This is a genomic window from Aquincola agrisoli (assembly GCF_036621135.1).
Lineage (GTDB): Bacteria > Pseudomonadota > Gammaproteobacteria > Burkholderiales > Burkholderiaceae_C > Aquincola > Aquincola agrisoli.
On record NZ_JAZIBG010000028.1, the window covers coordinates 625,092 to 652,086 of the forward strand.

At 71.1% G+C, this 26,995-nt stretch carries 20 protein-coding genes; 9 read left to right on the plus strand and 11 right to left on the minus strand.

The annotated features are described in order from the left end of the window. Window positions 1-39 precede the first annotated feature (39 nt). From V4F39_RS14600 to V4F39_RS14610, 3 genes are all read right to left on the minus strand, one after another. Window positions 40-1,575 (minus strand): FAD-binding oxidoreductase, encoded by a 1,536-nt coding sequence (locus V4F39_RS14600; RefSeq protein WP_332290268.1) that lies wholly within the window; start codon window positions 1,573-1,575, stop codon window positions 40-42. Window positions 1,576-1,630: 55 nt separating this feature from the next. Continuing rightward, window positions 1,631-4,417 (minus strand): XrtA/PEP-CTERM system TPR-repeat protein PrsT, encoded by a 2,787-nt coding sequence (gene prsT / locus V4F39_RS14605; protein WP_332290269.1) that lies wholly within the window; start codon window positions 4,415-4,417, stop codon window positions 1,631-1,633. Window positions 4,418-4,581: 164 nt separating this feature from the next. Continuing rightward, window positions 4,582-4,782, minus strand: a complete 201-nt coding sequence (locus V4F39_RS14610; RefSeq protein WP_332290271.1) for a heavy-metal-associated domain-containing protein — start codon at window positions 4,780-4,782, stop codon at window positions 4,582-4,584. A gap of 145 nt (window positions 4,783-4,927) precedes the next feature. Between V4F39_RS14610 and V4F39_RS14615 the strand changes: the two genes are divergently transcribed. From V4F39_RS14615 to V4F39_RS14625, 3 genes are all read left to right on the plus strand, one after another. Then, window positions 4,928-7,156: a heavy metal translocating P-type ATPase gene (locus V4F39_RS14615; RefSeq protein WP_332290273.1), complete on the plus strand. Its 2,229-nt coding sequence runs from the start codon at window positions 4,928-4,930 to the stop codon at window positions 7,154-7,156. 11 nt (window positions 7,157-7,167) lie between these two features. Then, on the plus strand, window positions 7,168-7,626 hold the full coding sequence (gene cueR / locus V4F39_RS14620) for a Cu(I)-responsive transcriptional regulator (protein ID WP_332290274.1): 459 nt from the start codon (window positions 7,168-7,170) through the stop codon (window positions 7,624-7,626). A gap of 112 nt (window positions 7,627-7,738) precedes the next feature. Continuing rightward, window positions 7,739-9,421 carry an FMN-binding glutamate synthase family protein gene (locus tag V4F39_RS14625; RefSeq protein ID WP_332290276.1) on the plus strand — a complete coding sequence of 561 codons (1,683 nt, stop codon included), beginning with the start codon at window positions 7,739-7,741 and terminating at the stop codon, window positions 9,419-9,421. A 25-nt stretch (window positions 9,422-9,446) separates the two neighbouring features. Here the strand turns inward: V4F39_RS14625 and V4F39_RS14630 are convergent, their stop codons facing one another. From V4F39_RS14630 to V4F39_RS14655, 6 genes are all read right to left on the minus strand, one after another. After that, the gene (locus tag V4F39_RS14630) at window positions 9,447-10,067 is read right to left on the minus strand and encodes a glutathione S-transferase N-terminal domain-containing protein (RefSeq protein ID WP_332290277.1); all 621 of its coding nucleotides are present in this window, start codon (window positions 10,065-10,067) and stop codon (window positions 9,447-9,449) included. A gap of 99 nt (window positions 10,068-10,166) precedes the next feature. Next, the gene (locus V4F39_RS14635) at window positions 10,167-11,450 is read right to left on the minus strand and encodes an amidohydrolase family protein (protein WP_332290279.1); all 1,284 of its coding nucleotides are present in this window, start codon (window positions 11,448-11,450) and stop codon (window positions 10,167-10,169) included. A 13-nt stretch (window positions 11,451-11,463) separates the two neighbouring features. Beyond that, window positions 11,464-12,099 (minus strand): uracil phosphoribosyltransferase, encoded by a 636-nt coding sequence (gene upp / locus V4F39_RS14640; protein WP_332290280.1) that lies wholly within the window; start codon window positions 12,097-12,099, stop codon window positions 11,464-11,466. 58 nt (window positions 12,100-12,157) lie between these two features. Beyond that, the gene (locus V4F39_RS14645) at window positions 12,158-12,898 is read right to left on the minus strand and encodes an SDR family oxidoreductase (protein ID WP_332290281.1); all 741 of its coding nucleotides are present in this window, start codon (window positions 12,896-12,898) and stop codon (window positions 12,158-12,160) included. 120 nt (window positions 12,899-13,018) lie between these two features. Beyond that, on the minus strand, window positions 13,019-14,281 hold the full coding sequence (locus V4F39_RS14650; protein ID WP_332290283.1) for a URC4/urg3 family protein: 1,263 nt from the start codon (window positions 14,279-14,281) through the stop codon (window positions 13,019-13,021). After that, on the minus strand, window positions 14,274-15,536 hold the full coding sequence (locus V4F39_RS14655) for a GTP cyclohydrolase II (protein WP_332290284.1): 1,263 nt from the start codon (window positions 15,534-15,536) through the stop codon (window positions 14,274-14,276). Before V4F39_RS14655 ends, V4F39_RS14650 begins: the two co-directional genes overlap by 8 nt. Before the next feature lie 102 nt (window positions 15,537-15,638). Here V4F39_RS14655 and V4F39_RS14660 point away from each other — a divergent pair, with 102 nt between their 5' ends. Continuing rightward, on the plus strand, window positions 15,639-16,955 hold the full coding sequence (locus tag V4F39_RS14660) for a diguanylate cyclase domain-containing protein (protein ID WP_332290285.1): 1,317 nt from the start codon (window positions 15,639-15,641) through the stop codon (window positions 16,953-16,955). 19 nt (window positions 16,956-16,974) lie between these two features. Further along, window positions 16,975-17,718, plus strand: a complete 744-nt coding sequence (locus V4F39_RS14665; protein WP_332290286.1) for a substrate-binding periplasmic protein — start codon at window positions 16,975-16,977, stop codon at window positions 17,716-17,718. Between the two features lie 12 nt (window positions 17,719-17,730). Here the strand turns inward: V4F39_RS14665 and V4F39_RS14670 are convergent, their stop codons facing one another. Continuing rightward, window positions 17,731-18,720 (minus strand): BMP family protein, encoded by a 990-nt coding sequence (locus tag V4F39_RS14670; protein ID WP_332290288.1) that lies wholly within the window; start codon window positions 18,718-18,720, stop codon window positions 17,731-17,733. 150 nt (window positions 18,721-18,870) lie between these two features. Between V4F39_RS14670 and purB the strand changes: the two genes are divergently transcribed. The 4 genes from purB (at window position 18,871) to V4F39_RS14690 (ending at window position 25,666) form a co-directional block, all read left to right on the plus strand. Continuing rightward, a complete protein-coding gene (gene purB, locus V4F39_RS14675; RefSeq protein WP_332290290.1) occupies window positions 18,871-20,238 on the plus strand; it encodes an adenylosuccinate lyase in 1,368 nt (455 codons plus the stop codon). Window positions 20,239-20,285: 47 nt separating this feature from the next. Then, on the plus strand, window positions 20,286-21,113 hold the full coding sequence (pyrF, locus tag V4F39_RS14680) for an orotidine-5'-phosphate decarboxylase (RefSeq protein ID WP_332290292.1): 828 nt from the start codon (window positions 20,286-20,288) through the stop codon (window positions 21,111-21,113). Window positions 21,114-21,186: 73 nt separating this feature from the next. Then, a complete protein-coding gene (locus tag V4F39_RS14685) occupies window positions 21,187-24,456 on the plus strand; it encodes a PAS domain-containing hybrid sensor histidine kinase/response regulator (protein ID WP_332290293.1) in 3,270 nt (1,089 codons plus the stop codon). A 148-nt stretch (window positions 24,457-24,604) separates the two neighbouring features. Further along, a complete protein-coding gene (locus tag V4F39_RS14690; RefSeq protein WP_332290295.1) occupies window positions 24,605-25,666 on the plus strand; it encodes a porin in 1,062 nt (353 codons plus the stop codon). A 68-nt stretch (window positions 25,667-25,734) separates the two neighbouring features. Here the strand turns inward: V4F39_RS14690 and V4F39_RS14695 are convergent, their stop codons facing one another. Beyond that, window positions 25,735-26,736 carry a Bug family tripartite tricarboxylate transporter substrate binding protein gene (locus V4F39_RS14695; protein ID WP_332290296.1) on the minus strand — a complete coding sequence of 334 codons (1,002 nt, stop codon included), beginning with the start codon at window positions 26,734-26,736 and terminating at the stop codon, window positions 25,735-25,737. Window positions 26,737-26,995 lie beyond the last annotated feature (259 nt).

Here is a 26,995-nt window from a genome sequence, read left to right on the forward strand (position 1 = left end):
CGCGGGATTCTGTAAAGAAACCCGACGCCGACTGGCCGGTCAGGCCGGGCAATACCGGCCGGGCGCAATGACACCCTGCGGGTCCAGCACGTCTTTCAGGGAGCGAACCAGGGCCCAGTACGCCGGGTTGCGCGCCACCACGTCGGCCATCATGTCCGCACGGGCCCGGTAGACGCTCAGTCCCGACGCATCGATGCAGCGGTACAGCGCGTCGGCGCAGCGGTGCGCCTGCGCCACGGCCTGGGGATCGGCCCGATCGAACAGCAGGTTGATGACCGCCACCACGGAGGTGGGCGTCTCGATGTTGATCGTCGTATTCAACGTGTGGCCGAAGGTCGCCGCCAGCCGATCCAGTTCGTCCATCAGCCGTGCGACGAACCCGCCGTCCGCGGGCAGCGCCGGGTTGATGAACAGCAGGCCGCAGCGGGAGCGGTCCAGATGCTCCGCCGGCAGCTCGGGCCGGCCGAACTTCCACAGCAGGTTGTCGATGGGGGCATCGGTTGGAACGCCCCGGGCCAGCCCCTGCAGCGGTCGGATCGCCGCGATCGCCGCGGCCTGGGCCCGTGCCGCTGGCAGCCAGCGCAGCCGGTGCAGCACCGCATACCCGAGCCGCAGGCGCTCCTCGGTCACCACGCGCACCCGCGCCCAGCGCCGGCTGCGCGCGTCGATCTCCTTCAGCGTCGCCCGGAGCTGCCCCGCACTGCCCATCACGCTGCCCAGCGCCGTCCACTCATACGGTGCCACCAGCCGCAGCGCCTGCACCGCCGCGCGCTCGAGCGCCTCGCCCCGCAGGCCGCACTCGGCCGCCAGGTACTTCGACAGCCCGTAGGTCAGCGTGGCCTGCGTCCGGGCCCGGTTGCCTGCGTGCGTGACGGTCGCCAGCAGGCCTTCCCGCTTCATCGCGATCAGCGCATCGAGGAATGCGCCGAGATCCTTCGGCTCGCGAAGGGAGAACGACACCGCCGCCTCCCTGGGCCGGCGCGGCAGCAGCCGGAAGCAGGCGCTCGTCACGATGCCGAAGTTGCTCTGGGACAGCAGCCCGTCCAGCATCGGACCCAGCCCGTAGGGATGCGTGTGCGCGAGCGGCGAGTGCTCGCCCAGGCGGCGGAATCCGGTCTCGAACACGCGCCCCTGGCCATCGACGAACTCCAGCCCGTAGATGTCCTCCTTGCGTGGCCCGATGTAGCCGACGCCCCTGTCCAGCGCATTCCCGAGCACGCTGGTCTGCCGGCCCGAGCCGGTGACGTTGAAGGTCAGGTCGGGGTGGTGCTCGGCGAGGTGGTCGTGCAGGTCGCCCTGGGTCACCCCCGGCTCGATGACCGCCACCGGGTTGCGGGCGGAGATCTCGGTCTTGTTGCGGATCTCCCGCATGCCGCTCAGGTCGACGACCGCGCAACCGTCGACGACCGGCGACGACGACCCGTACCCCCAGTTGAGCCCGCGCGAGACCGGATACAGCGGCGTGCGTGTCTGCCGGGCCCACTGCACGAGGTGCACGACCTCCGCCACCGTTTTCGGCGTGAAGGTGGCCGACACCTGCCGCGCGTGCGCAGTGACATTTCCATGAAGATCCACCGGACCTCCCTCCACCAGTTCGCTTCCTGCTGCGCCCCGAGGCGCGCCTGCGCGGCTACAACGGCGCCAGCAGTTTCCGGATTTCGGCCTGCTGGGGGAACTTGTCACCCAAGCTCGCCAGCGCATTCAGTTCGTTCTTCGCGGCGGCGTTGTCGCCGGCCTGGATGTAGAGCCGCGCCAGGCCGAGCCTCAGCGAGGGCTCGCCGCGCGCCAGCGCGATCGCCTTCTTCTGGGTTTCGATCGCCTTGGGCAGTTGGCCGTCCACCGCCAGTGCGGACGAGAGCGTGTCCAGCAGCGTCGGGGTGTCGGGGCGCAGCGCCACGGCCTTGTTGGCATACGAGACGGCCGACGGCGAGCCTTGTTTCACCAGCGCCCAGGCCAGGTTGTTGAGCGCACCGACATGCTCGCCGTCCTCCGCCAGCACCGCCTGGAACTGCACCGCGGCCCCAGCGTAGTCGTCGCTACGCAGCAGGCTCTCGCCCAGCTGGATCCGGAACGCGAAGTCCTTGGGATGGGATTGCAGCCAGGCCGCAGCCACCGCGGCGGCCTCCTTGCGTTGGCCTGCATCGACCAATGCCATGTACAGGCGCGTGGCGGTTTCCGTCGCAGGCGCCTTGGCGAACAGCTTGCGGTAGACCTCCACGGCCGATTCGCCGGATTGGCGCGCCCGGATGTCCGCCTCCCAGAGGTGCCCGGTCAACTCACGCGGGCGCTGCTGCTGGATGTCACGGGCGATGCGCAGCGCATGGTCGAAGCGCGACTCGCCCAGGTCGAGGTTGATCAGGCTCTCCTGGGCCGCGAGCAGCGCCGGGGCCACCTGCAACGCCCGCTCCAGGCTGGCCCGGGACGCCGCGCGATCGTTGTCCATCATGGCCAGCGCCGCGAGCCGCACATGCGGCTGCGGCGATTTCGGCGCCAGGCCGATCAGCTTGTTGAAGGTCGCCACCGCCTGGTTGCGCTCTCCTGCCGCGGTCTGTGCCCGCCCCAGGGCATCGAGGAGTTCCACGCTTTCGGGCTGTGCCGCGACGCCGGCCTGGGCGGCCTCCAGCGCCGGCTGCACCTGCTGCCGGGACAGCAGATGATCGACCAGCACGATGCGCGCGCGCACGTCGGTCGGATTCAGTTCGACGGCCTTGCGCAGCCAGGCCTCGATCTGCGCAGCCGGCTCCTGCGCACGCACCATCAGCCCCGCGATGCCCAGCATCGCCTGCAGGTTGCCGGGGTCGGCCGCCAGCAGTTTCTCCAGCCGCGCGCGGGCTTCGGTAAACCGGCGCTCGGCGATGTCCAGGCTGACGAGCTGGGCGACGGCCGGAACGAAGACGGGGTCGATGGACAACGCACGCTCGAACGCAGCCCGCGCCTGCGCGCGCTGGCCTTGCGCCAGCAAGGACAGGGCGCGCAGCTGCACCGGCAGCGGCTTGTCGGGCTGCTTGGCGGCCAGGCGATCGACCGCGGCGAGGGTTTTCGCGTGATCGCCCCGCTCCAGGTAGTAGCTGACGAGCGCCAGGTCCGCCTGGATGCCCTTCTTGTCTTCGTCGGCAATGGCAGTCAGGGCCTGGAGGCCCTTGGCCGTGTCGCCTTTGCGCATCTGGAGCAGCGCGACGGCCGTGCGGCTCTGGCTGCTGGCGGGATCGGCCTCGAGGGCGGTGTGAAAGGCACGCTCCGCGTTCGCCAGGTCGCCACGCTGCAGATAGGCCTCCCCGGCCAGCGCGAGCGCCTGCGGATCCGGATGGTCGGTGGAGGCCAGCAACGGGCGCAGCACGGCCAGGGCCTTGTCCGGTTCGCCCGCCCGCAGATGTGTCTGCGCCAGCAACCGGCGCGGCGAGGGCAGCTCGGGGCCGGCCTGGACCGCCTTGGCCAAGGTGCGCTCGGCAGCGAGCAGGCGTCCCGTGCTCAGCTCGATGCTGCCCGCCACCTGCAAGGCGAGCGGATGCAGCGGCGCGACCTTGAGCACCTGCTGGATCAGTTCGTAGGCCCGGTCGCGCTGGCCCGCCGCCAGCGCCGACTGGGCATCGAAAAACGCCACCTGCATCTGCTGGCCGGGCAACTTGCGCAGCTCGGCCATGCGCTCCTGGGCGGCCTTGCCGTCGCCAAGCTCGAACAGCAGCGAGATTTCGGCGGAGCGCGCCGCCGCATGCGTCGGGTCGATCTCGATCGCCTTGCGGTAGGCCGCCAGGGCTTCGGTGGCACCTTTTCGGCGGTGCCACAGCACATCGCCCCTGGCATGCCAGGCGTCCGCTTCACCGGGATGCGCGGCGACGATCTGGTCGAGCGCGGCCAGGCCATCGTCGACGCGGCCAAGGGCGACCGCCAGCCGCGCCTGCAGCACCTGCGCCGGCACATAGGTTGCATCGAGTGCGGCCGCTTCGCCCGCCGCAGCCGTGGCCTGGTCGAACTTCTGCTGCGACGCATAGGCCGACGCGAGCGCCGTCTTCAGCGCGGCGCCCGCACGCGGGCTGCTGAGCTTCTGCCCTGAGAACTCGGCCAGCACTTCGCTGGTCTTGTTGCGCAGCAGCATGGCCCGCGCCAACGGGGGGATCACCTCGTCCGCCGGGTAGCCCAGCTTGAGCGCTCTGCGCAACTCCACCTCGGCCGAGACGGCGTCGCCCGCCTTCAACGCGGTGGTTCCCATGAGGAACCGCGCCTCCGGATGCTCCGCGTTCTGCTGCAAGGCGTTCTTCAGCTGGATGACCGCGCCCTGGACGTCATTGCGCGCGATGTAGGTCTTCGCCGATGTCACCAGCGCATCGGGCGACTCCTGGCCGCATCCGGCCAGCAACGCGGCCGAGATGGCGGCGAGGACGACCCGCCCCTTGGAACCCTGGAAAGCCTTTCGAACCACGCTTGCTCGCACTTCTCGATGTCGACAGTAGAGAGGAGGACCCAACGCGCGTTACAACTCCGCAGAGGCTGAGCGCCCGTCCGGCATAGTACACATCCGGGCTGCCGCAAAGGCCTGCCCGGGCACCCGCCCGCAGCGCCGATCAACGAGCCCGTGAAGGATGCTCAAAGTGGTTGCGGCGAATAGCCGGCCTCTTCGATGGCCGCACGCAACACGCTGCTGTCCACCTCGGCCGACGCCACTTCCACGCGGTGCGCCGCCAGGTCGACATTCACCTGCGCGCCCGGCGCCACCGCCTGCACCGCCTGCGTGATGGCGGCCACGCAGTGGCCGCAACTCATGTCCTCGACGTGAAACGCAATCATCACTCGCTCCTGCAAGTACTCGGGCCTCCACTGTCGACCTTGACATGGTGGCAAGGTCAAGCACCGGCCCGCAGCGCTTGACCTTGCCATGATGGGAGAGTTCACACTGGCACCGTTCGTGAAGCAGCCACGCAGGAACCAGACCATGTCCACCCTCGCCCACCCGGCTTCGGCCGCCCCTCCGCGCGAACTCCAGTTGCAGATCAGCGGCATGACCTGCGCGTCCTGCGCGACACGCGTGGAGAAGGCGCTCAGGAAGGTCGCCGGCGTCGCCGAGGCATCGGTCAACCTGGCCACCGAACGCGCCACGGTGCAGGCGGACCCGGCGCTCGATGCCGCCGCGCTGGAAGCCGCGGTGGTCCGGGCGGGGTACGGTGCCACGCGCATCAACGAGGGCGACGCGCCCGCCGAGGCGGCGGACCGCCCGTCGGCGGGCGGACTGCCGTCCTGGTGGCCGATCGCGCTGAGCGGCTTGCTGACCTTGCCGCTGATCCTGCCGATGCTGCTCGCGCCCCTGGGCGTCGACGCGATGCTGCCGGGCGCCTGGCAGTGGCTGCTTGCGACGCCGGTGCAGTTCGGCCTGGGCTGGCGCTTCTACCGCGCCGGCTACAAGGCCGTGCGGGCAGGCAGCGGCAACATGGACCTGCTGGTGGCGCTCGGGACCTCGGCCGCCTACGGCCTGTCGGCGTACCTGCTGCTCGCCCACGCCGGCCACGGCGGCATGCCCCACCTGTACTTCGAGGCGTCCGCCACGGTGATCACCCTGGTGCTGCTCGGCAAATGGCTGGAGGAGCGCGCCAAGCGGCAGACCACCGAGGCGATCCGGGCGCTCAACGCGCTGCGGCCCGCCACCGCCCGCGTGCGCCGCCACGGCCTGGAGGCCGACGTGCCGATCCGGCAGGTGCGCATCGACGATCTGGTCGTGGTCCGGCCCGGCGAACGGGTGCCGGTCGACGGCGAGATCGTCGAAGGCCGCAGCCACCTCGACGAATCGATGATCACCGGCGAGAGCCTGCCCGTCGCCCGCAGCGTGGGCGGCCGGGTCACTGGCGGCGCCCTCAATGCCGAAGGCGCGCTGCTCGTGCGCACGCTGGCGGTGGGCACCGAGACGACGCTGGCCCGCATCATCCGGCTCGTGGAATCGGCGCAGGCCGCGAAGGCGCCCATCCAGCGCATCGTCGACCGCGTGAGCGCCGTGTTCGTCCCCGTGGTGCTGGTGATCGCCCTGGTGACGCTCCTCGCCTGGGTGGCCGCCACCGGGGACTGGGAGCAGGCCCTGATCAACGCCGTGGCGGTGCTCGTCATCGCCTGCCCCTGTGCGCTGGGCCTGGCCACACCCACCGCGATCATGGCCGGCACCGGCGTGGCGGCCACCCACGGCATCCTCATCAAGGACGCGCAGGCATTGGAGATCGCGCATGCGATCGACACCGTGGCCTTCGACAAGACCGGCACGCTGACCGAAGGCCGGCCGACGCTCGTCGCGGTGCGGCCCGCCCCGGGCATCGCTGAAGACGAACTGCTGCGCCTGGCGGCCGCGCTGCAGCGCCACAGCGAGCATCCGCTGGCCCGGGCCGTGCTCGCACAGGCCGAGGCGCGCGGCCTGGCCCCTGCGGCGGCGCAGAACGCCCAGGCGCTGCCCGGCCGCGGCCTGCAGGCGCAAGTGGATGGCCGGACCCTGGCGCTGGGCAGCAACCGGCTGCTCGCCGAGTCCGGCGCGGCAGCCGGCGTGCTGGCCGCGCAAGGGGAGCGCCTGCAGGCCGAAGGCCGCACGGTGGCCTGGCTGATCTGCACCGACGACGCCGCCGTGCTCGGCCTGCTGGCCTTCGGCGACACCGTCAAGCCCGCGGCCGCGCCAGCCGTGCAACGGCTGCAGTCGATGGGCATCGGCACGGTGATGCTCACCGGCGACAACCGCGGCAGCGCGCAAGCCGTCGCCGCCGAGCTGGGCATCCGGGAGGTGCAGGCCGACGTGCTGCCGGCCGACAAGGCCGGCGCGGTCGCCGCCCTGCGTGCCGGCGGCCGGATCGTCGCGATGGTGGGGGACGGCATCAACGATGCACCGGCGCTCGCGGCGGCGGACGTGGGCATCGCGATGTCCACGGGCACCGACGTGGCCATGGAGACGGCGGGCATCACGCTGATGCAGGGCGACCCCTCGCTGGTGGCCGACGCCATCGACATCTCCCGCCGCACCTACGCCAAGATCCGGCAGAACCTGTTCTGGGCCTTCGCCTACAACGTCGTGGGCATCCCGCTCGCTGCGCTGGGCTGGCTGAGCCCCGTGATCGCCGGCGCCGCGATGGCGTTCAGCAGCGTCAGCGTGGTGGGCAACGCCCTGCTGCTGCGCCGCTGGCGCCCCGGCCGCCCCTGAGGAGCCTTTCCATGCACGACACGATGAACATCGGCCAGGCCGCCCGGGCCTCGGGGGTGTCGGCCAAGATGATCCGGCATTACGAGCAGGTGGGGCTGCTGCCCGCGGCCCGGCGCACCGAAGCGGGCTACCGCCAATACACCGAGGCGGACATGCACACGCTGCGCTTCATCCGCCACGCACGCGACCTGGGCTTCCCGATCGCGCAAATCGCCGAGCTGGTCGGCCTGTGGCAGGACCGCCAGCGCCCAAGCCGCCAGGTGAAGGCCCTGGCGCAGGCGCACATCGACGCGCTGGACAGCAAGGCGCGTGAACTGCTCGCGATGAAGGCATCGCTTCAGCACCTGGTGCACTGCTGCCATGGGGACGACCGGCCGGACTGCCCCATCCTCGACACGCTGGCGGCACCGCAGGCGGTCCGCGCCCCGGCCGACGGCCCCTGCGGCGCACCGCCGGCCCCGGACCGCTGAACGCGCCCGGCGGGCGCCGCTGGCTGGAACGGCCCGGGCCCGGCGCTTATCGGCGCATGGCCCGGGCATGCCGCCCCTAGGATGCGCGCACCTCCATTGCCGCCCGACGCCCATGACGCCTGCCTGGCTCACCGCACTGAACCGGTTCGTGCCGCTGCGATACCTCGCGTGGTTCTGTTGCGCCGCCCTGTTCGTGGCCGGCACGCTGACGTGGCTGGCCTCGGGCCGCGGCGGCTGGGCGGGCCTGCTGGGCGCCGCGGGGGTGCTTCTCGGGGTGCGCGATACGCGGCAGCGGCGCCACTCGATCCTGCGCAACTACCCGGTGATCGGCCACCTGCGCTTCCTGTTCGAGTTCATCCGGCCGGAGATGCGGCAGTACTTCATCGAGAGCGACAACGAGGCCGCGCCGTTCTCGCGCCAGCAGCGTTCGCTGGTGTACCAGCGCGCCAAGGGCGAGCCCGACAACCGGCCCTTCGGCACGCAGATGGACGTGAAGCTGGCCGGCTACGAGTGGATCAACCATTCCATCGCGCCGACGCAGATCGACTCCCACGACTTCCGCATCACCATCGGCCCCACACGCGCCCAACCCTACAGCGCCAGCGTCTTCAACATCTCGGCGATGAGCTTCGGCGCGCTGTCGGCCAACGCCATCCTGTCGCTCAACGGCGGCGCCAAGCGCGGCAACTTCGCGCACGACACCGGTGAAGGATCGATCAGCCGTTACCACCGCGAGCACGGCGGCGACCTGATCTGGGAGATCGGCTCCGGCTACTTCGGCTGCCGCCGCGACGACGGCTCGTTCGACGAAGAGCGCTTCGTCGCCAACGCGCTCGACCCGCAGGTCAAGATGATCGAGCTGAAGCTCAGCCAGGGCGCCAAGCCCGGCCATGGCGGCGTGCTGCCCGGGCCGAAGGTGACGGTCGAGATCGCCGCCGCGCGCGGCGTGGCCGTGGGCGTGGACTGCATCAGCCCGTCGCGGCACCGCGCCTTCGACACGCCGGTCGGCATGCTCGAATTCATCGACCGCCTGCGCACGCTGTCGGGCGGCAAGCCCACGGGCTTCAAGCTGTGCATCGGCCATCCCTGGGAATGGTTCGCGATCTGCAAGGCCATGCTCGCCACCGGCATCACGCCCGACTTCATCGTCGTCGACGGGGCCGAAGGCGGCACCGGCGCGGCGCCGCTGGAGTTCACCAACCACGTCGGCGCGCCGCTGCAGGAAGGCCTGCTGCTCGTGCACAACACGCTGGTGGGGCTGAACCTGCGCTCGCGCATCGCCATCGGCTGCGCCGGCAAGGTCATCAGCGCCTTCGACATCGCGCGGATGATGGCGCTGGGCGCCGACTGGTGCAATTCGGGGCGCGGCTTCATGTTCGCGCTGGGCTGCATCCAGGCCCAGGCCTGCCACACGGGCCATTGCCCGACGGGCGTGACCACGCAGGACGCGCACCGCCAGCGCGCGCTCGTCGTGCCCGACAAGACCGAGCGCGTCTACCGCTTCCACCGCAACACGCTCGAGGCGCTGAAGGAGCTGGTGCAGGCCGCGGGCCTGCGGCATCCGCGCGAGATCACCGCCGCGCACATCGTGCACCGGGTATCGGACCACGAGGTGCGGCTGCTGATCAACCAGATGCCGTTCCTGCGGCCGGGGCAGCTGCTCGCGGCGATGGACGGTCGCGAGGCGTGGCCGCATGCGGTCTACAGCCTCTACTGGCCGCTCGCACGGCCGGAGAGCTTCGAGCCCTTCACGGGCGAAGGCGCCGCGCTGGAGCGCGCGGCCAACCCGGCCTGATCCGGGCGCCCGGCGCCTGCCTCGATCAGGCGGACGGCGGGGCGGTGTCCGCGAAGCTGGTGCGCACGGCGAGCTTGTCCAGCAGCTTGCCCAGGCTCGGGTGCGGGCCGCGCCAGTCGATCTGCGGGAAGCGGAAATCCAGGTAGCCCAGCGCACAGCCCACGGCGATGTCGGCCAGCGTCAGGTGGTTGCCGCCGCAGCACCAGGGCTTCTCGCCCAGGCCCTTGGCCATGGCCTTGAGCGAGGCGTCGACCTTGAGCATCTGCCGGTCGACCCAGGCCTCGCAGCGCTGGCCGTCGGCGCGGCCCGGCCAGGTCTGCTCCAGCCGCGCCAGGATCAGCGCGTCCAGCACGCCGTCGGCCAAGGCCTCCCAGGTGCGGACCTCGGCCCGCTCGCGCCCCGACGAGGGCAGCAGCTTGCCGACGGGCGACAGCGCGTCGACATACTCGACGATGACGCGCGAATCGAACACCGCCTCGCCGCCCTCCATCACGAGGCACGGCACCTTGCCGAGCGGGTTGGAGGCGAGGATGGCATCGTTGCCCCACACGTCTTCCAGCACGAACTGGTAGTCCAGCTTCTTTTCAGCCAACACGATGCGCACCTTGCGCACGTAAGGGCTGGTCAGCGATCCGATGAGTTTCATGATGTGGCAGGCCTTCCCTCTTGCGGCGGATTCTAGTCATGGGTCTTTCGACCTGTTGCAACATCGTGGCGAGCCCGTGTCCACCTCCCTGCAGCGCGCTCAGCGCTGCAGCGTCCAGTCGACCCCGGACGGCCGCCCGGGCAACGACAGCGTGGCCTGCACCGGCGGCGCCTGCGCGAGCACCGCGCCACCGCGCACCACCAGCAGCCGGTGCGCCCGCAGGCGCAGCGCCTCCACCGGGGAACGCGCCTGCAGCAGCACGAAGTCGGCCCGGCAGCCCACGTCGAGCCCGTAGCCTTCGAGGCCGAGGATGCGCGCGTTGTTGGCGGTGACGGCATCGAAGCACGCCCGCATGCCGGCCTGCGACGTCATCTGCGCCACATGCAGGCCCATCGCGGCCACCTCGAGCATGTCGCCGGAGCCCATCGCGTACCAGGGGTCCATCACGCAGTCGTGGCCGAAGCCCACGTTGACGCCCGCGGCCATCAGCTCGGGCACGCGCGTCATGCCGCGGCGCTTCGGGTAGGTGTCGTGCCGGCCCTGCAGCGTGATGTTGATCAGCGGGTTGGCCACCGCGTGCACGCCCGCCTCGGCAATCAGCGGCATCAGCTTGGACACGTAGTAGTTGTCCATCGAATGCATCGACGTGAGGTGCGAGCCCGTCACGCGGCCCTGCAGGCCCAGCCGCTGCGCGTGGAACGCCAGCGTCTCGATGTGGCGCGACAGCGGGTCGTCGCTCTCGTCGCAATGCATGTCGACGCGCAGGCCGCGCGCGGCCGCGATCTCGCAGAGCAGCCGCACCGATTCGGCACCGTCGGCCATCGTGCGCTCGAAATGCGGGATGCCGCCGACCACGTCCACGCCCCGGTCGAGCGCACGCACCAGGTTGGCCAGCGCGGTCTGCGAGCGCAGCACGCCGTCCTGCGGGAAGGCGACGAGCTGCAGGTCGAGGTACGGCCTGACCCGTTCCCGCACGTGCAGCAGCGCCTCCACGGCCAGCAGCCGGTCGTCGCACACGTCGACGTGCGTGCGGATGGCCAGCAGCCCCTTGGCCACCGCCCAATCGCAGTAGGCCAGCGCGCGCTCGACCAGCGCCTCCTGCGTCAGCAGCGGCTTCAGCTCGCCCCACAGGCCGATGCCTTCGAGCAGCGTGCCGCTGGCGTTGACGCGCGGCAGGCCGTAGCTCAGCGTCGCATCCATGTGGAAATGCGCGTCGACGAAGGGCGGGCTCAGCAGCCAGCCCTGCGCGTCGTGCATCGGCGTGCCCTCGGGCGCGGGCAGCTGCGGCCCGACGGCGGCGATGAGGCCGTCCTGCACCAGCAGATCGACACCCGTGCGGCCGTCAGGCAGTGCGGCGTTGCGGATCAGCAGCGCGGCCGGCACGGCACCGGCCCCGTCACTTCGTGCCGAAGATCCGGTCGCCCGCGTCGCCCAGGCCGGGCACGATGTAGCCGTGCTCGTTCAGGCCGCGGTCGATGGCGGCGGTGTAGACCGGCACGTCGGGATGGCTGCCGTGGAAGTTCTTCAAGCCCTCGGGCGCGGCCAGCAGGCACACGAAGCGGATCGACTTCGGATTGCATTCCTTCAGCCGCTCCACCGCCGCGACGGCCGAGTTGCCGGTGGCCAGCATCGGGTCGAGCACAATCACGTCGCGCTCGTGCATGTCGCTGGGCATCTTGAAGTAGTACTCCACCGCCACCAGCGTCTTCGGGTCGCGGTACAGGCCCACGTGGCCGACGCGCGCGCCGGGCACCACGTTCAGCATGCCGTCGAGGAAACCGTTGCCGGCGCGCAGGATGCTGACGAACACCGTCTTCTTGCCGTCGATCACCGGCGCCTGCATCGTCTCGAGCGGCGTCTCGATCTCGATCAGCTGCGTCGGGATGTCGCGGGTGATCTCGTAGGCCATCAGCATGCTGATCTCGTTGAGCAGCCGGCGGAAGCCGCTGGTGCTGCGGTCCTTCTGGCGCATCAGCGTCAGCTTGTGCTGAACCAGCGGGTGGGTGATGTGGTGGACTTGGGGCAGGCTCATCGGCGGCAGGCGGGTGAAACGACAGGCCATCGGAGCATACGCCGTGCCGGCCTCGGCCTCAGCCCATCGAGGCGCCGCCGTTGACCGGGAAGTCCGCGCCGGTGACGAAGGCAGCGGCGTCCGAGGCGAGCCAGTTGCACAGGCTGGCGACCTCTTCCGGCCTGCCGAGCCGGCGCACCGGCGTGGACGCCACCAGCTGCTGCAGCACATCGGCCGGCAGCGCGCGCGCACCGGCCCCCGCGATGTGGCCGGGCGAGACGGTGTTGACGGTGACCCCGTGCGGCGCGAGCTCCTGTGCCAGCGAACGCGCGAAGCCCTGGGCCGCGGCCCTGGCGGTCGCGTAGTTCACCTCGCGCACACGCCCCTGCCCGCCCGTGAGCGACGCCATCAGCACGATGCGGCCCCAGCGGCGTTCCATCATGCCTTCGGCGACCTGCTTGGTGACGTTGAAGAGCGAATCGATGTTGCCGCGCACCACCGCCTGCCACTCGCGTTGGTGCATCTCGCGGAACCGCTGCTCGCACGAGCGGCCGGCGTTGTGCACGAGCACGTCGACGGGGCCCCACTGCTCCTGCACGGTCGCGAAGGCCCGGGTGGTGGACGACCAGTCGGTGACGTCGCCTTCGGAGGCGATGAAATCGAAGCCGAGCGCCTTCTGCGCCGCCAGCCAGGCACCACGGCGCGGCGAAGCCGGTGCGCAACCCGCCACCACGGTGTGGCCGCTGCGTGCCAGCGCCTGGCAGATGGCGGTGCCGACGCCACCCATGCCGCTGGTGACGTAGGCGATGCGCGCGCTCATGGACCCGATCCTCCGGAAAGCTGAAAAATGCCGGCGGCGCCGTCGGCGCCCACGCGGCTTGTGCAGTGCAGCATTGTGAGGCCTCGGCGGCGAACGTGCATCGCCGGGACGGGTGGAAGATCAGAAGATCGTGCCGTCGCTCTCGATCTGCACGGGTGGCCCGCCGCCCTCGCGCCGTTCCGCGGCGATCTGCCGCCCCGCCTGCCAGGTGCCGCCTTCGAGCACACACGCCAAGGGCATCTGCTGCGGCGTCGCGCCCAGCCGCTCGCGCACGCGCGGCGCCAGTTCGTCGAGCAGCACGACCGCCAGGGCGCGCCACTCGACAACCCATTCGTCGGCCGGGGTGCGCACCTGCGCGGCGAAATCCTGCCGGCGCGGCACGATCACGCCGGCATCCAGCAGCAGGCCGCCGTTGCGGTACTCCGGCAGGCCCGTCAACGCGTCCAGGCCCTCGACCTTCACGCCGGCCCACTCGAACGGCTCCAGCAGCGAATAACTCAGCCACTGGCTCAGCTTGTGGAAGGGCACCCAGCCGGCGCTGGGGCCTTCCCCGCCGGCCAGCGGGTGCGGCCAGGCGTCGCCCACCGGCACGGGCGGATCGCCGATCTGCTGCCCGCTGGGCCAGATCGCGCTGAACGCGTCGAGCAGGGCCCGCAGCAGGGCCTCGGCCTGCACCGTGCCGCCCCCCGACGCGAGCAACTCGAACAGCCGACCCGGCCGCCCTTCGGCCCCGAAGGCGGCCGGCTGTCCGGCCAGTGCCTGCCCCAGGCGGCGCAGCAGGGCCGCACGGCCGTCGAGGCCGACCAGGGGGTTGTCGGGCCGCACCTGGAACCACTCGGCCAGTGCGTGCGCATCGATCGCGGCGAGCGCCTGCGCATCGACGCGCAGCGGGTCGGCGCGGTCCGACGAGAAGCACCCGCCCAGGAACGCACGGAAGCTCGCGACGCCCAGGCCTTCGGAGCGCCGGAACGGGATGGCGTCCGGCCCTTCGTGGTAGCACCACTGCGGGCCCGCGCCGGCGTCGAGCAGCACGCTGACGAGCGCGAGGTCGATGCGCGCCCGCGCCACCTCGGCCGTGCTGCGACCGGCCAGCCGGCGATCCAGCTCGGCCTTGCGGTCGACGCCGCCGGCCTCGAAGTGCCGCCAGCGGCTGTGGTACGGCATGCCCGCGTGCGCGGGGAACGTCGGGAAGCGCGCCCTCGTCAGCGCCGCGACGCGATCGGCCACCGCATCGAGCCGGCGCGGCTCCAGCGTGAAGTGGCGGGAGCGGCCGGCCTCGACACCGCGGGCGATGTTGCGGCAGCGCTCGCGGATGGTCGCGGCGCGGCGCAGCACGTCGACTGCGGGCGGCACGCCGCCGGCGGCATCGAACGGTTCAGACAAGGCCGCGTCCTTTCACCTGCGCCAGGTCGGCATCGGTCATCACGCCGCCGTCGGTGAAGTAGCCGGCTGCGATCTTCGCCTCGATCTCGACGTGGGCGTCGGCCGGCACGAGGGCGTCGGGGATCTTCACGCGCTCGCCCACCTCGATGCCGCTGCCGGTGATCGCGTCGTACTTGTCGTTGCTCATGCTCACGAGCCGGTGGATCCTGCGGATCCCCAGCCAGTGCAGCACGTCGGGCATCAACTCCTGGAAGCGCATGTCCTGCACGCCGGCCACGCACTCGGTGCGCAGGAAGTACTTGTCGGCGCGGTCGCCGCCCTCCTGGCGCTTGCGCGCGTTGTAGACGAGGAACTTCGTCACCTCGCCGAGCGCACGGCCTTCCTTGCGGCTGTAGGCGATGAGCCCCACGCCGCCCTTCTGGGCGCCCTGGATGCACTCCTCGATCGCATGGGTGAGGTAGGGCCGGCAGGTGCAGATGTCGGAGCCGAACACGTCGGAGCCGTTGCATTCGTCGTGCACGCGCGCGGTGAGCGTGACCTGCGGGTCGGCCAGGTCGCGGATGTCGCCGAAGACATAGAGCGTCTGTCCGCCGATCGGCGGCAGGAACACCTCCAGGTCGCCGCGCGTGACCAGCTCCGGGTACATGCCTCCCGTCTCCTCGAAGAGCGCCCGGCGCAGGTCCGACTCCTGGACGCCGAAGCGCCGCGCCACGCCCGGCAGCCACCACACCGGCTCCACCGCGACCTTGGTCACGACCGCGGAGCCGTCTTCCAGCAGGAAGGTGCCGTCGGGGGCGAGGCGCTGGAACGCGATCGCCTGCTTGACCTCGGGCAGATGCACGTGCGCCTTGGTGACCGCAATCGTCGGCCGGATGTCGTAGCCCTGCGCGAGGAAGCCCTCGTACACCGACTGCACCGAGGCACCCCACGGGTCGATCGAGACGATCTTTTCGGCATCCGCCCACTGGGGATGGGGGCCGATGGGGTCGGTGGGCGCAGTGTTGGTGAGGTCGGCGCGGTGGCCGCGCGTGAGGTTGCCCGCGGCCACCGCCAGCGCCCGGTAGACGCCGTAGCTGCCGCTGTGCGTGCCGATGACGTTGCGCTGCGAGCGGTTGGTGGTGCTGCCGACGATGGGACCGCGCTCGACGGGATCGGCCGCCCCCCAGCGGATCGGCGGCGCGCCGACGGCGCCCTGCTGTCCGGGGTGCGACGTGAGTCGGATGTGCCGCGCCGGTGCGGCAGGCGGGGTGGTCATCTCGGTCCTCCGGACGCGGAAATTCGCTCAAGCATAACGAAGCCCATTCAAGTTCCGGGCCGGGCGGGCCGAAAGCTGCCCGATGAGCAGTGCCGTGCCGCCGTGAACCGCGACCCCCGTGGATCGCCAGCCTCGCTGGCAGGCCGCCTGGTGCTCGCGACGCTGGGCTTCTGCGCGGCCTTCACGCTGCTGACGGTGGCGGTACGCACCGCTTCGGCCTGGCGCGACCAGCGCAACACCATTGCCGCCGAACTGTCGCAGACCGAACAGGTACTGCGGCGCACCTTGTCGCGGGCGATCTGGGAGATGGACCGCGAGTCGCTGGAAGCGCACCTCGCGAGCGCCGCCAAGGTGGCCTCCGTCGGACGCGTGACGCTGGAGATCCGGCGGCCGGGCCGCCAGCCGGAGCAGCTGCTGGTGCGCAGCGAGGCATGGCAGCCGTCGACGCTGGTGCCGACGCTGGACCGGGAGCTGGTGTACGAGCCCTACGCCGGCGCGCGCGAGGTCGTCGGCCGCATCGGCCTCGACGGCGACGAGCGCGTGATGTGGGCCCGGCTGCGCGGCGAAGTGGGCAGCATCGTGCTCACGCAGGTGCTGCAATCGCTGCTGCTGGCCACGCTGGTGATGTGGCTCTTCAACCGGTCCGTCACGGTGCATGTCAGGCACGTCGCCCAGCACCTGGCGCAGCTCTCGCCGGAAAACCTGTCGACGCGGCTCGAACTGGTGCGCCCCGCCACGCACCACGACGAGCTCAGCCTGCTCGCCCGGGGCGTCAACCAGCTGCAGCGCAGCCTGTCCGACTACCTCGCGCGCCAGCGCGAGGACGAGCGGGAACTCGCCGCACACCGCGACAGGCTGGCCGAACTGGTGCAGCAGCGCACCGAAGCGCTGCAGGCCGCCAATGCGCAGCTCGAGGCGCAATCGCGTTGCGATCCGCTGACCGGCCTGCCGAACCGCCGCCATTTCGACGAGGTCAAGGAGGCCGAATTCCGCCGCACCCAGCGCAGCGGCCAGCCACTGTCGCTGCTGCTGTGCGACGTCGACCACTTCAAGCACTACAACGACAGCTACGGCCACGCCGGCGGCGACGATTGCCTGCGCCGCGTCGGCCAGGTGCTGCAGACCTGCTTCAGCCGTGCCGGGGAGCTGCCCGCGCGCATCGGCGGCGAGGAGTTCGCGGTCCTGCTGCCGGGCACCGATGCCGAGGGAGCCATGGCCGCCGCCGAGCGCCTGCGCCAGGCCGTCACCGCCGTGGCCATCGTGCACGAGGCCTCGAACGTCGCGGCGCACCTGACGCTCAGCATCGGGGTGGCACAGTTCGACCCGTCGACGATGGACCGCTTCGACACCCTCTTCCAGCAGGCCGACCAAGCGCTCTACCTCGCCAAGCGGCGTGGCCGCAACCAGGTCGCCCGCTGAAGCCCGGAAGGACGCCACGATGCAGACCGCCACCGTCCTGTGCTCGGCCCTGGTGCTGGCCGCCGGATGCCAGGCGCCCGGTGCGGCGCAGGCCCAGACGATCCATGCGGTGACGGAGGCGACCGCGTACGCCCGGCTCGAGGGCGGCCAGGTCAAGGGGCCCGCGCCGCGGATCGTCGAGGCCGTGCTGCGCGAAGCGGGCTTCCGCGACCACCGCATGAGCCTGTACCCGTGGGCGCGCGCCTACGACATGGCGCTGCACGAACCCGACGTTCTGATCTTCCTGCTCGCGCGCACGCCCGAGCGCGAGAAGCAGTTCCAGTGGGTGGGCGAGTTCCGCCAGGTGGCCTACCACTTCTACAAGCTGAAGGAGCGCACCGACGTGCGTGTCGACACGCTCGACGACGCCAAGCACTACACGATCGGCGTGTCGCGCGACGACGTGCGCCACCAGTACCTGCGCGCCAAGGGCTTCCCGAAGCTGGTGGTGTCGCCGAGCAACCTCGACAGCTTCCGCAGCCTGCTGCAGGGGCAGGTGCAGCTGCTGCCGATCTCCGACGACAACGCGGCGGGCCTGTGCGCGCAGACCGGCTTCGACTGCACGCGGCTGGAACGCGCCTTCACCCTCGACGACCTGACCGTGGGCCTCTACCTGGCCTTCAGCGCTTCGACGCCGGACAGCCACGTGCAGCGCACGCGGCGCGCGTTCGAGCGGGTCCGTGCAAGCGGGCTGGTGCGCCGGCTGATGCAGCCGCCGCGGTAGCGGCAGCAGCCGCTACCGGGTGGCGCGCGGTGCGGCGTCGTTCACCTTCACGATGAACTTGCCGTCGAGTATGGCCTTCTGCTTCTTCGCGACGCGGGCCTTCAGCTCCGCCGGCACCTTGTCCTCGAAGGTCCCCAGCGGGGCCAGTTCGCTGCCCTTGTACTGCATGCGCGAGTACTTGCCGTAGTCGGCACCGCGGAACTTGCCGGCCTTGACGGCGGCCACGGCGGCATCGATGGTGGGCTCGACGTTCCACAGCGCCGACGCGACGATGGTCTCGGGGTACTTGTCCTGCGTGTTGGTGACGTTGCCGATCGCCAGCACCTTGCGCTCCTTCGCGGCGTCGCTGACGCCGAAGCGCTCCGCGTAGAGCACGTCCACGCCGTCGTCGATCATCCCGAACGCGACCTGCTTCGCCTTGGGCGGATCGAACCAGCTGTCGATGAACGCGACGCTGATGCGCGCCTTGGGATCGACCTCCTTCACCCCGGCGATGAACGCGTTCATCAGCCGGTTGACCTCGGGGATCGCATAGCCGGCCACCAGGCCCACCCGGCGGGTCTTGCTCATGCCGGCGGCGATCATGCCCGTCAGGTAGGCCGGCTCGTGGATGTAGTTGTCGAACACCGCGAAGTTGGGCGCCTGCGGCCGGCCGCTGCTGCCCATCAGGAAAGCGGTCTTGGGAAAGGCCCGGGCGACCTTGCGCGCCGCGGCCTCCACCGAGAAGGCCTCGCCGACGATGAGGGCGCAGCCCTGCTCCGCGTACTCGCGGACCACGCGCTCGAAGTCGGCCGCGGCCACGTTCTCGCTGAACACGTAGTCGATCTCGCCCCGCGCCGCGGCGGCCTTCAGCGCCTTGTCGACCCGGCCCACCCACTGTTGCCCGGCCGGAACGGTGTACACCGCGGCGACCTTCAACCTGGCCTGCGCCTGCGCAGGCCAGCAGGCGCCGAGGGCCAGGCTCGCGCCGACGAGCACGGCTTGGCGGCGGGTTGGATGCATGCGTTCTCCGTTTGGGGAAACCGAGCATTATGGTGATGTGCCGCGGTCCGAGCTGTTGCCAAGCGCAATGCCGGGCGCCCGGGCCGCGCAGGCATCGTGCGCAGGGCCCGCTCCTACAATCGCCGGCTCCCCAGATTCGACGGCCCGGCCATGACGCCCTCCACGCTTTCCGCCCTGTCCCCCCTCGACGGCCGCTACGCCGGCAAGGTCGCCGCGCTGCGGCCGCTGCTGTCCGAGTTCGGGCTGATGCACCGGCGCGTGCAGGTCGAGGTGGAGTGGTTCATCGCGCTGTCGGACGCCGGCTTCTCGGAGTTCAAGCCGCTGTCCGAAGCCGGCCGCGGCCTGCTGCGCGGGCTGGTGGTGCGCTTCTCCGAGGCCGACGCGCAGGCGATCAAGGACATCGAGAAGACCACCAACCACGACGTGAAGGCGGTCGAGTACTGGCTGAAGTCGCGCATCGCCGGCACCGCCGAGCTGGAAGCCGCGGGCGAGTTCATCCACTTCGCCTGCACCAGCGAGGACATCAACAACACCAGCCACGCGCTGATGCTGCAGGCCGCGCGCGACGAGGTGATGCTGCCGGCCATCGACCGCATCGCCGACAAGCTGGCCGGCATGGCGCACGAGTTCGCCGCCACGCCGATGCTGAGCCGCACCCACGGCCAGACGGCCAGCCCCACCACGGTGGGCAAGGAGATCGCCAACGTCGTCGCGCGCCTGCGCAACGCCCGCGCGCGCATCGCCGCGGTGCAGCCGCTGGCCAAGATGAACGGTGCGGTGGGCAACTACAACGCGCACCTCTCCGCCTGGCCCGAACACGACTGGGAGGCGCATGCGCGCAAGGTGGTGGAAGAGCAGCTCGGCCTGACCTTCAACCCCTACACCATCCAGATCGAGCCGCACGACTGGATGGCCGAGCTGTTCGACGCCTTCACCCGCACCAACACCATCCTGATCGACTGGTCGCGTGACGTCTGGGGCTACATCTCGCTGGGCTACTTCAAGCAGAAGACCAAGGCCGGCGAGATCGGCAGCTCGACGATGCCGCACAAGGTCAACCCGATCGACTTCGAGAACGCGGAAGGCAACTTCGGCCTGGCCAGCGCGCTGCTCACCCACCTGAGCCAGAAGCTGCCGGTGAGCCGCTGGCAGCGCGACCTGACCGACTCCACCGTGCTGCGCAACATGGGCGTGGCACTCGGCTACGCGCTGCTGGGCTGCGACAGCCTCTCGCGCGGGCTCGACAAGCTGGAACTGAACGAAGCGGCGCTGGCCGCCGACCTCGACGCCGCCTGGGAAGTGCTGGCCGAGCCCATCCAGACCGTGATGCGCCGCTACGCGCTGCCCAACCCGTACGAGCGCCTGAAGGAGCTGACGCGCGGCAAGGGCATCACGCGCGAGGCGATGCAGCAGTTCGTCGCCACGCTCGAGATCCCCGAGGCCGAGAAGACCCGCCTGCTGGCGCTGACGCCAGGCTCGTACACCGGCAGCGCCGCCGAGCTCGCCCGCCGGATCTGAAGCGCGGCCCGGCGCGGCACGCCGGGCCTGCTGCCTAGAATCGCGGCATGAACTTTGTCGCCGCCCTACGGCAAGCCGCCGATGCCCACGATTCGATGCTCTGCGTGGGGCTCGACCCGGATCCGTCGCGGTTCCCCGGCGCCTGGGCGGGCGACGCGGGCCGCATCTTCGATTTCTGCGCCGCCATCGTCGATGCGACGCACGACCTGGTCTGCGCGTTCAAGCCGCAGATCGCCTACTTCCACGCGCACCGCGCCGAGGAGCAGCTCGAACGGCTGGTCGCGCACATCCGCCGCGTGGCGCCCGGCGTGCCGGTGATCCTCGACGCCAAGCGCGGCGACATCGGCGCCACCGCCGAGCAGTACGCCCGCGAGGCCTTCGAGCGCTACCAGGCGCATGCGGTGACGCTGTCGCCCTTCATGGGCTTCGACTCGATCGAGCCCTACCTGCGCTACGAGGGCCGCGGCGCGATCCTGCTGTGCCGGACCTCCAACAGCGGCGGCAGCGACCTGCAGGCCCAGCGCCTGGCCAGCGGCGAGATGCTCTACGAGCACATCGCCCGCCTGGCCGCCGGCCCCTGGAACGCCAACGGGCAGATCGGGCTGGTGGTGGGCGCCACCTTCCCGGCCGAAGTCGCCCGCGTGCGGGAGCTGGCCCCCACGCTGCCGCTGCTGATCCCGGGCGTGGGCGCCCAGGGCGGCGATGCGCAGGCCACGGTCCGCGCGGGCTGGCAGACCGACGGGCCGATCATCGTCTCGTCGTCGCGGGCGGTGCTGTACGCCTCGCGGGGCGAGGACTTCGCGGCCGCGGCGCGCACCGCGGCGCTCGCCACCCGCGACGCGCTGAACGCCGCCCGGCCGCCGGCCGCGCCCTGACGCCTGCCGGCGGCTGCATGCGACACCCGGCTGCCGGCTGTCCACGCCCTGCGGGCCGCGGCGCACGCACGCGGTGGCCGACGTGACCTCGTCGCCGCTGGCGGACCCGCTGCCGTCGGTCCGCGCTCTCGTCGCCCGCTACTTCTACGGCACCACGGCCGCCGCGAGCGCCGCCGCGGCCGCGCTGCTGATGCTGGCCCAGCCCGGCCCCTTCTGGCAGCGGCTGCTGCTGGCCAGCGGCTTCCTGGCGCTGGGCATCGCCGGCGCCGCGCTCCATCGCCAGCGCGGTCCGGTGATCGACCTGGCGGTGATGCCCGTCGCCCTGGGCACCATCGTGCTGATCACGCTGACCAGCCTGGGCTTCCAGTGGGGACTCAACAGCGCGGCGATCGGCTTCTACAGCCTGCTGACCTGCACCGCTTGCGCGATCGCCTCGGTGCGGCGCGGGGCGCTGGTGGCGCTCGGCGGGGCGTTGTCGCTCACGCTGCTGGCGTGGGCGGAGTACCGGCACTGGATCGCCGGCGCCGAAGCGGTGGCCGACGTCCCGCTGCTGCGCCGGCTGCTGAACCAGTGGCTGCTGCTGGCGGCGGGCCTCGCCTGCGGCGCGCTGCTGGCGCGTGTGCTGCGCCAGCATGTGGCGGCGAGCAGCGAACGCGAGCAGCGGTTCATCGGCCTGCTGGGCATCGCCGCCGATGCCTACTGGGAGCTCGACACCGGCCTGCGGCTGATGCACCTGTCGATCCGCAGCGGCGACCACCGGTTCGAGAACCAGTGGCCGCCGCCCCATTGCGCGTTGTGGGAACTGCCGGGCCGCCTGTTCGACGACGAGGTGCTGGACGCGCTGCGCGCCGACCTCGAAGCACGCCGCCCTTTCCGCGAGGTGCACGTGCGCGAGCATCAACCGGACGGCCGCACGCGCCACGAGGTGCTGAGCGGCGAGCCGCGGTTCGACCGGCGCGGCGTCTTCATCGGCTACTGGGGCGTGTCGCGCGACGTGACCCTGGACATGCGCGCCCGCGCCGCGCTGCTGGCCACCGAGGTGCGCTACCAGGACCTGTTCAGCCGCCTGCCCTCGCCACTGCTGCTGCACCGGCAGGGCCGTGTGCTCGACGCCAATCCCGCGGCGGCGGCGCTGTTCGGATACCGCGACCTGGCCTCGATGGTCGGCCAGGAAGTCTTCGGCGCCCTCGCGCCGGCCGAGGGAGGCCCGACGCTGCCGAGCCATCTGCTGCTGGAGGCCCGCCCCGGTACGCCCAGCGCCGTGCCGTCGGAGTTCGTCCTGAGGACGATCGACGGCGGCCAGCGCGTGGTGCGGGTGTCCGGCGTGACGGTGGAAGCCGACGGCGAGCCGGCCACGCTGTCGAGCTTCCTGGACGACACCGACCGCCGCAGCGCCGAGGATGCGGTGCGCCGCTCGGAGGCACTGCTGTCGCACCTGGTGGCGACGAGCCCCGACGTCATCACGCTCACGGAGATGTCGACGCAGCGCTACGTGATGGTCAACGACACCTTCGTGCGGTTGACGGGCTACACGATGGACGAGGTCATCGGCCGCACGGCGGACGAGTTGGGCATCTGGACCTCGCCGCGCGACCGGCGGCGGATCGTCGAGGCGCTGGAAGGCGACGCCGTCGTGCGCGACCTGGCGACGCACTTCCGCATCAAGGACGGCCGGCACCTGGCGATGCTGGTGTCCGCCGCGCGCTTCGAGATGGACAACCGGCAGTACCTCGTGCTCAACGCCCGCGACGTGACGGTGGCGGAGCGCGCCCGGCTGGAGCGCGAGGCCATCCTCGAGAACGCGTCGATCGGCATCGCGCTCACGCGCGACCGCACGTTCCAGCTCGCGAACCCGCGCTTCGAGCAGATGTTCGGCTGGCACCGCGGCAGCATCGCCGGCCAGCCGGGCATCGCGGTGTGGCCCGACGAAGCCGCCTACGCGGCGATGAGCGAGGCGGTCGGCCCCGCGCTCGCGCGCGGCGAGCAGGTGGAGTATGAAGCGCCGATGCGCCGCCGCGACGGCAGCCTGTTCCTGTGCCGGCTGCTCGCCCGTGCGGTCGACCCCGACCGCCCCAACGGCGGCAGCACCATCTGGATCGCCGACGACGTGACCGACCGCCGCGCCGTGGAACAGGCGCTGGCCAAGGCCCGCGACGCCGCGGAGGCGGCCAGCCAGGCCAAGAGCGCCTTCCTGGCCAATACCAGCCACGAGCTGCGCACGCCGCTCAATGCGCTCGTCGGGCTGGCCCGCCTCGCGCACCAGCCCGACATCGACGCCCAGCTGCGTGGCCAGTACCTGGAACAGATCATCGACAGCGCCAAGCTGCTGTCGGCCATCGTCTCGGACATCCTCGACCTGTCGAAGGTGGAGGCGGGCGAGCTCCGGCTGGAGACGCTGCCGTTCGACCTGCACGGCCTGCTGTCCAGCCTGTACCGCGCCAGCCTCCCGCCGGCGCAGGCCCGGGGCCTGGCGCTTCGGCTGGACATCGACCCCGCGCTGCCGCGGCGCGTGCTCGGCGACCCGGTGCGCGTGCGCCAGATCGTCGGCAACTTCCTGAGCAACGCACTGAAGTTCACCGGCTCGGGCAGCGTCCGGCTGCGCGCCCGGCCGGCGCGCAGGGATGGCGTGAGGGGGCGGCCCGATCCGCTGGCCAGCGAATCGTCCGTACGCATCGAGGTGATCGACACCGGCCCGGGCATCGACCCGGCAATCCAGGAGCGGCTGTTCCGGCCCTTCACGCAGGGCGACGAATCCACGACACGCCGCTTCGGCGGTACCGGGCTCGGCCTGTCGATCTGCCGCGAGCTGTCGACGCTGATGGGAGGCCGCGTCGGCGTGCTCAGCCGGCCCGGCGAAGGCAGCTGCTTCTGGGTCGAGCTGCCGCTGCCGACGAGCGAGGAGGACGGGGCGCCGTCGGCCTTCGGGCCCCTGGACAACGACAGCCCGCTGTCGGGCCGCCGCGTGCTGCTGGTCGAGGACAACCCCGTCAACATGATGATCGGCGTCACGCTGCTCGAGCAATGGGGCGTCGAGGTGGAGCAGGCTGCCGACGGTCAGCAGGCGCTTGAGGCGGTGGCGCAGGCGGCACGCAGCGGCCGGCTCTTCGACGCGGTGCTGATGGATGTGCAGATGCCCGTGATGAGCGGCCACGAGGCCACGCGGCGGCTGCGCCAGCAGTACGACGCGCGGACGCTGCCGATCCTCGCGTTGACGGCGGCGGCGCTGGTCTCGGAACGCGAGCAGGCGCTGTCGGCCGGCATGAACGACTTCCTCACGAAGCCGATCGATGCCGTGCGCCTGCATGCCGCGCTGGCCGAGGCGATGGGGCTGGGATCGCTCTGAAGCCGCCCGGGTGCGCGGCGCACCACAAGCGAACGGGAGCCGCCGCATTTGGTGCCGCGCGGCATCGATTGCATACAGTTTTGGCGGGCACGCGACTTGCGCAAGGGGCCTCCATCATTTGTAGATCACTCGAGGAGTTCCCCCGATCATGCAGATCCCGTTTCACGCCGGCCGCCGCCCTGCCGCACTGGCGCTGCTCCTGGGCCTCGCCGGCATGGCGCAGGCCCAGTCCGTGTCCATCTATGGCCTGCTCGACCTGTCGGCCGGCCAGTTCCAGAACGCAGGCGAAGCCAAGCTCAAACGCGTCGAGAGCGGCAGGATGGCCACCAGCTACATCGGCTTCAGCGGCGCCGAAGACCTGGGCGGCGGCCTGAAGGCCACCTTCGCTCTGGAGAGCTTCTTCCTCGCGGATGTCGGCACGGCCGGCCGGTTCGGCCCCGACGTGTTCTGGGCGCGCAGCGCCAACGTCGGCCTGAGCGGCGCCTTCGGCACGCTGCGCGCCGGCCGTGCCGGCACGCCGCTGTTCGTGTCGACGCTGCTCTTCAATCCGTTCGGCGATTCCTTCGGCTTCTCGCCCGCCATCCGCCAGTGGTACAACAACAATAAGGGCCCGGGCAACGCCGTGTTCCAGACGCCGCTGATCGGCGACTCGGGCTGGGGCAACGCCATCTTCTACGGCACGCCGAAGTTCGGCGGCCTCAGCGCGAACATCGCGGTGGCGGCCGGTGAAGGGGGTGTCAACAAGGGGCCGAACTATGGCGGCAACGTGCTGTACTTCGCCGGCCCGTTCTCGGCGACGGTGGCCTACCAGCACGTGGAAGCCAACGGCCCCGGCGGCAACAGCCTGACCAACTTCGCGGGCTTCGATCACCAGACCGCCTGGCAGCTGGGCGCGGCCTACGACTTCGGCATGGCCAAGCTCTTCGGCCAGTACGGGCAGATCGAGACCGACGCCACCACCGAGGTCAAGACCAAGACGGTGCAGATCGGCGCCTCGATCCCGGTCGGCCCGGCCGGTGCGGTCCTGGCGTCGTACGGCGAATCCAAGCGCGACGCCGGCGCGGTCGAGCGGAACAACAAGACGCTGACGGTCGGCTACGACCACAACCTCTCGAAACGCACCGACGTGTACGCCATCTACCTGCAGGACAAGCTCACCGACGTGAAGACCGGCAACACCTACGCCGTCGGCCTGCGCCACAAGTTCTGACGGCCTTGCCGTTGGCCACCCGGCTGCGGTTCCTCCCCGCAGCCGGGCCGGGCCTTCCACTGGCTTGTCTAGTCGACCTTGGCGCCGGACACCTTCACCACCTGCGCCCACTTCGTGGTTTCGGTGCCGATCAGCTTCGCAAACTCCGCCGGCGTGCCGCCGCCCGGGATGGCGCCCTGCGCCACCAGCCGTTCCTTCAGCGACGGGCTGGCGAGCGCCTTGGCGGATTCCTGCTGAATGCGGTTGACCACGTCCGCCGGCGTGCCGGCCGGCGCGAGCAGCCCGAACCAGCTCGTGGCTTCATAGCCCTTGACCGGGCCGGCCTCGGCGATCGTCGGCACGTCGGGCAGCGCCTGCGAGCGCACCGCACTCGTCACCGCCAGCGCCTTGAGCTTGCCGGCCTTGATCTGCTGCATCGACGAGGGGAGGTTGTCGAACATCAGGTCCATGTTGCCGCCGATCAGGTCGATCAGCGCCGGGCCCGAGCCGCGGTACGGGAAGTGCAGCATGTAGCTGCCCGTCATGCTCTTGAAAAGCTCGCCCGACAGGTGGATCGAGGTGCCGTTGCCGGCGCTGGCCATGTTCAGCTTGCCGGGGTTGGCGCGGGCGTACTTGATCAGGTCCGCCACGTTGCGGATGCCGAGCTGCTCGGCCTTGGCGGGGTTGAACACCAGCACGTTCGGCACCGCCGCCACCAGCGTGATGGGCGCGAAGTCCTTGATCGGGTCGTAGGGCAGCTTGCCGTAGAGCGCGGCGTTGATGCCGTGGGTGCCGACGGTGCCCATCAGCAGCGTGTGACCGTCGGGTGCCGAGCGGGCCACCTCGGCCGCGCCGATGTTGCCGCCCGCGCCGGGCTTGTTGTCGACGATGAAGGGCTGACCGAAGGCGCGCTGCAGTTCGGGGGCCATGGCGCGCGCCATCAGGTCGGTGGTGCCCCCGGCCGCGAAGGGCACGACGATGCGCACCGGTTTGGTCGGCCAGGCGGCCTGGGCGGATGCGGCGAGCGGAATGGCAGCCAGGGACAGCGCGGCGCAGGCTGCCGCGAGCGAGGTTCGGCGAGAGATGCTCATCGGCCGTTCGTCCTTGTGAGTGGGAAGGACGGGCAGTCTGCTACAGCGCCGTAGCCCCCTCGCTGAGTGATTCCACTCAGTCCACGCAGCCGCGTGTCCATGCGGTCAAACGCGACGGAAAATGAACGCAAGTTGTGCCGGCGCCCGGGCCGACTGGGGGACCCGCGGTTGCGCCGGGGTCGCCTGCGATCGCCCCGCCGTCGTGCCGGTGGGCGCGGCAAGCACGCGGTGCAGCGGGGGACGGTCGGGCGGCGTGGAC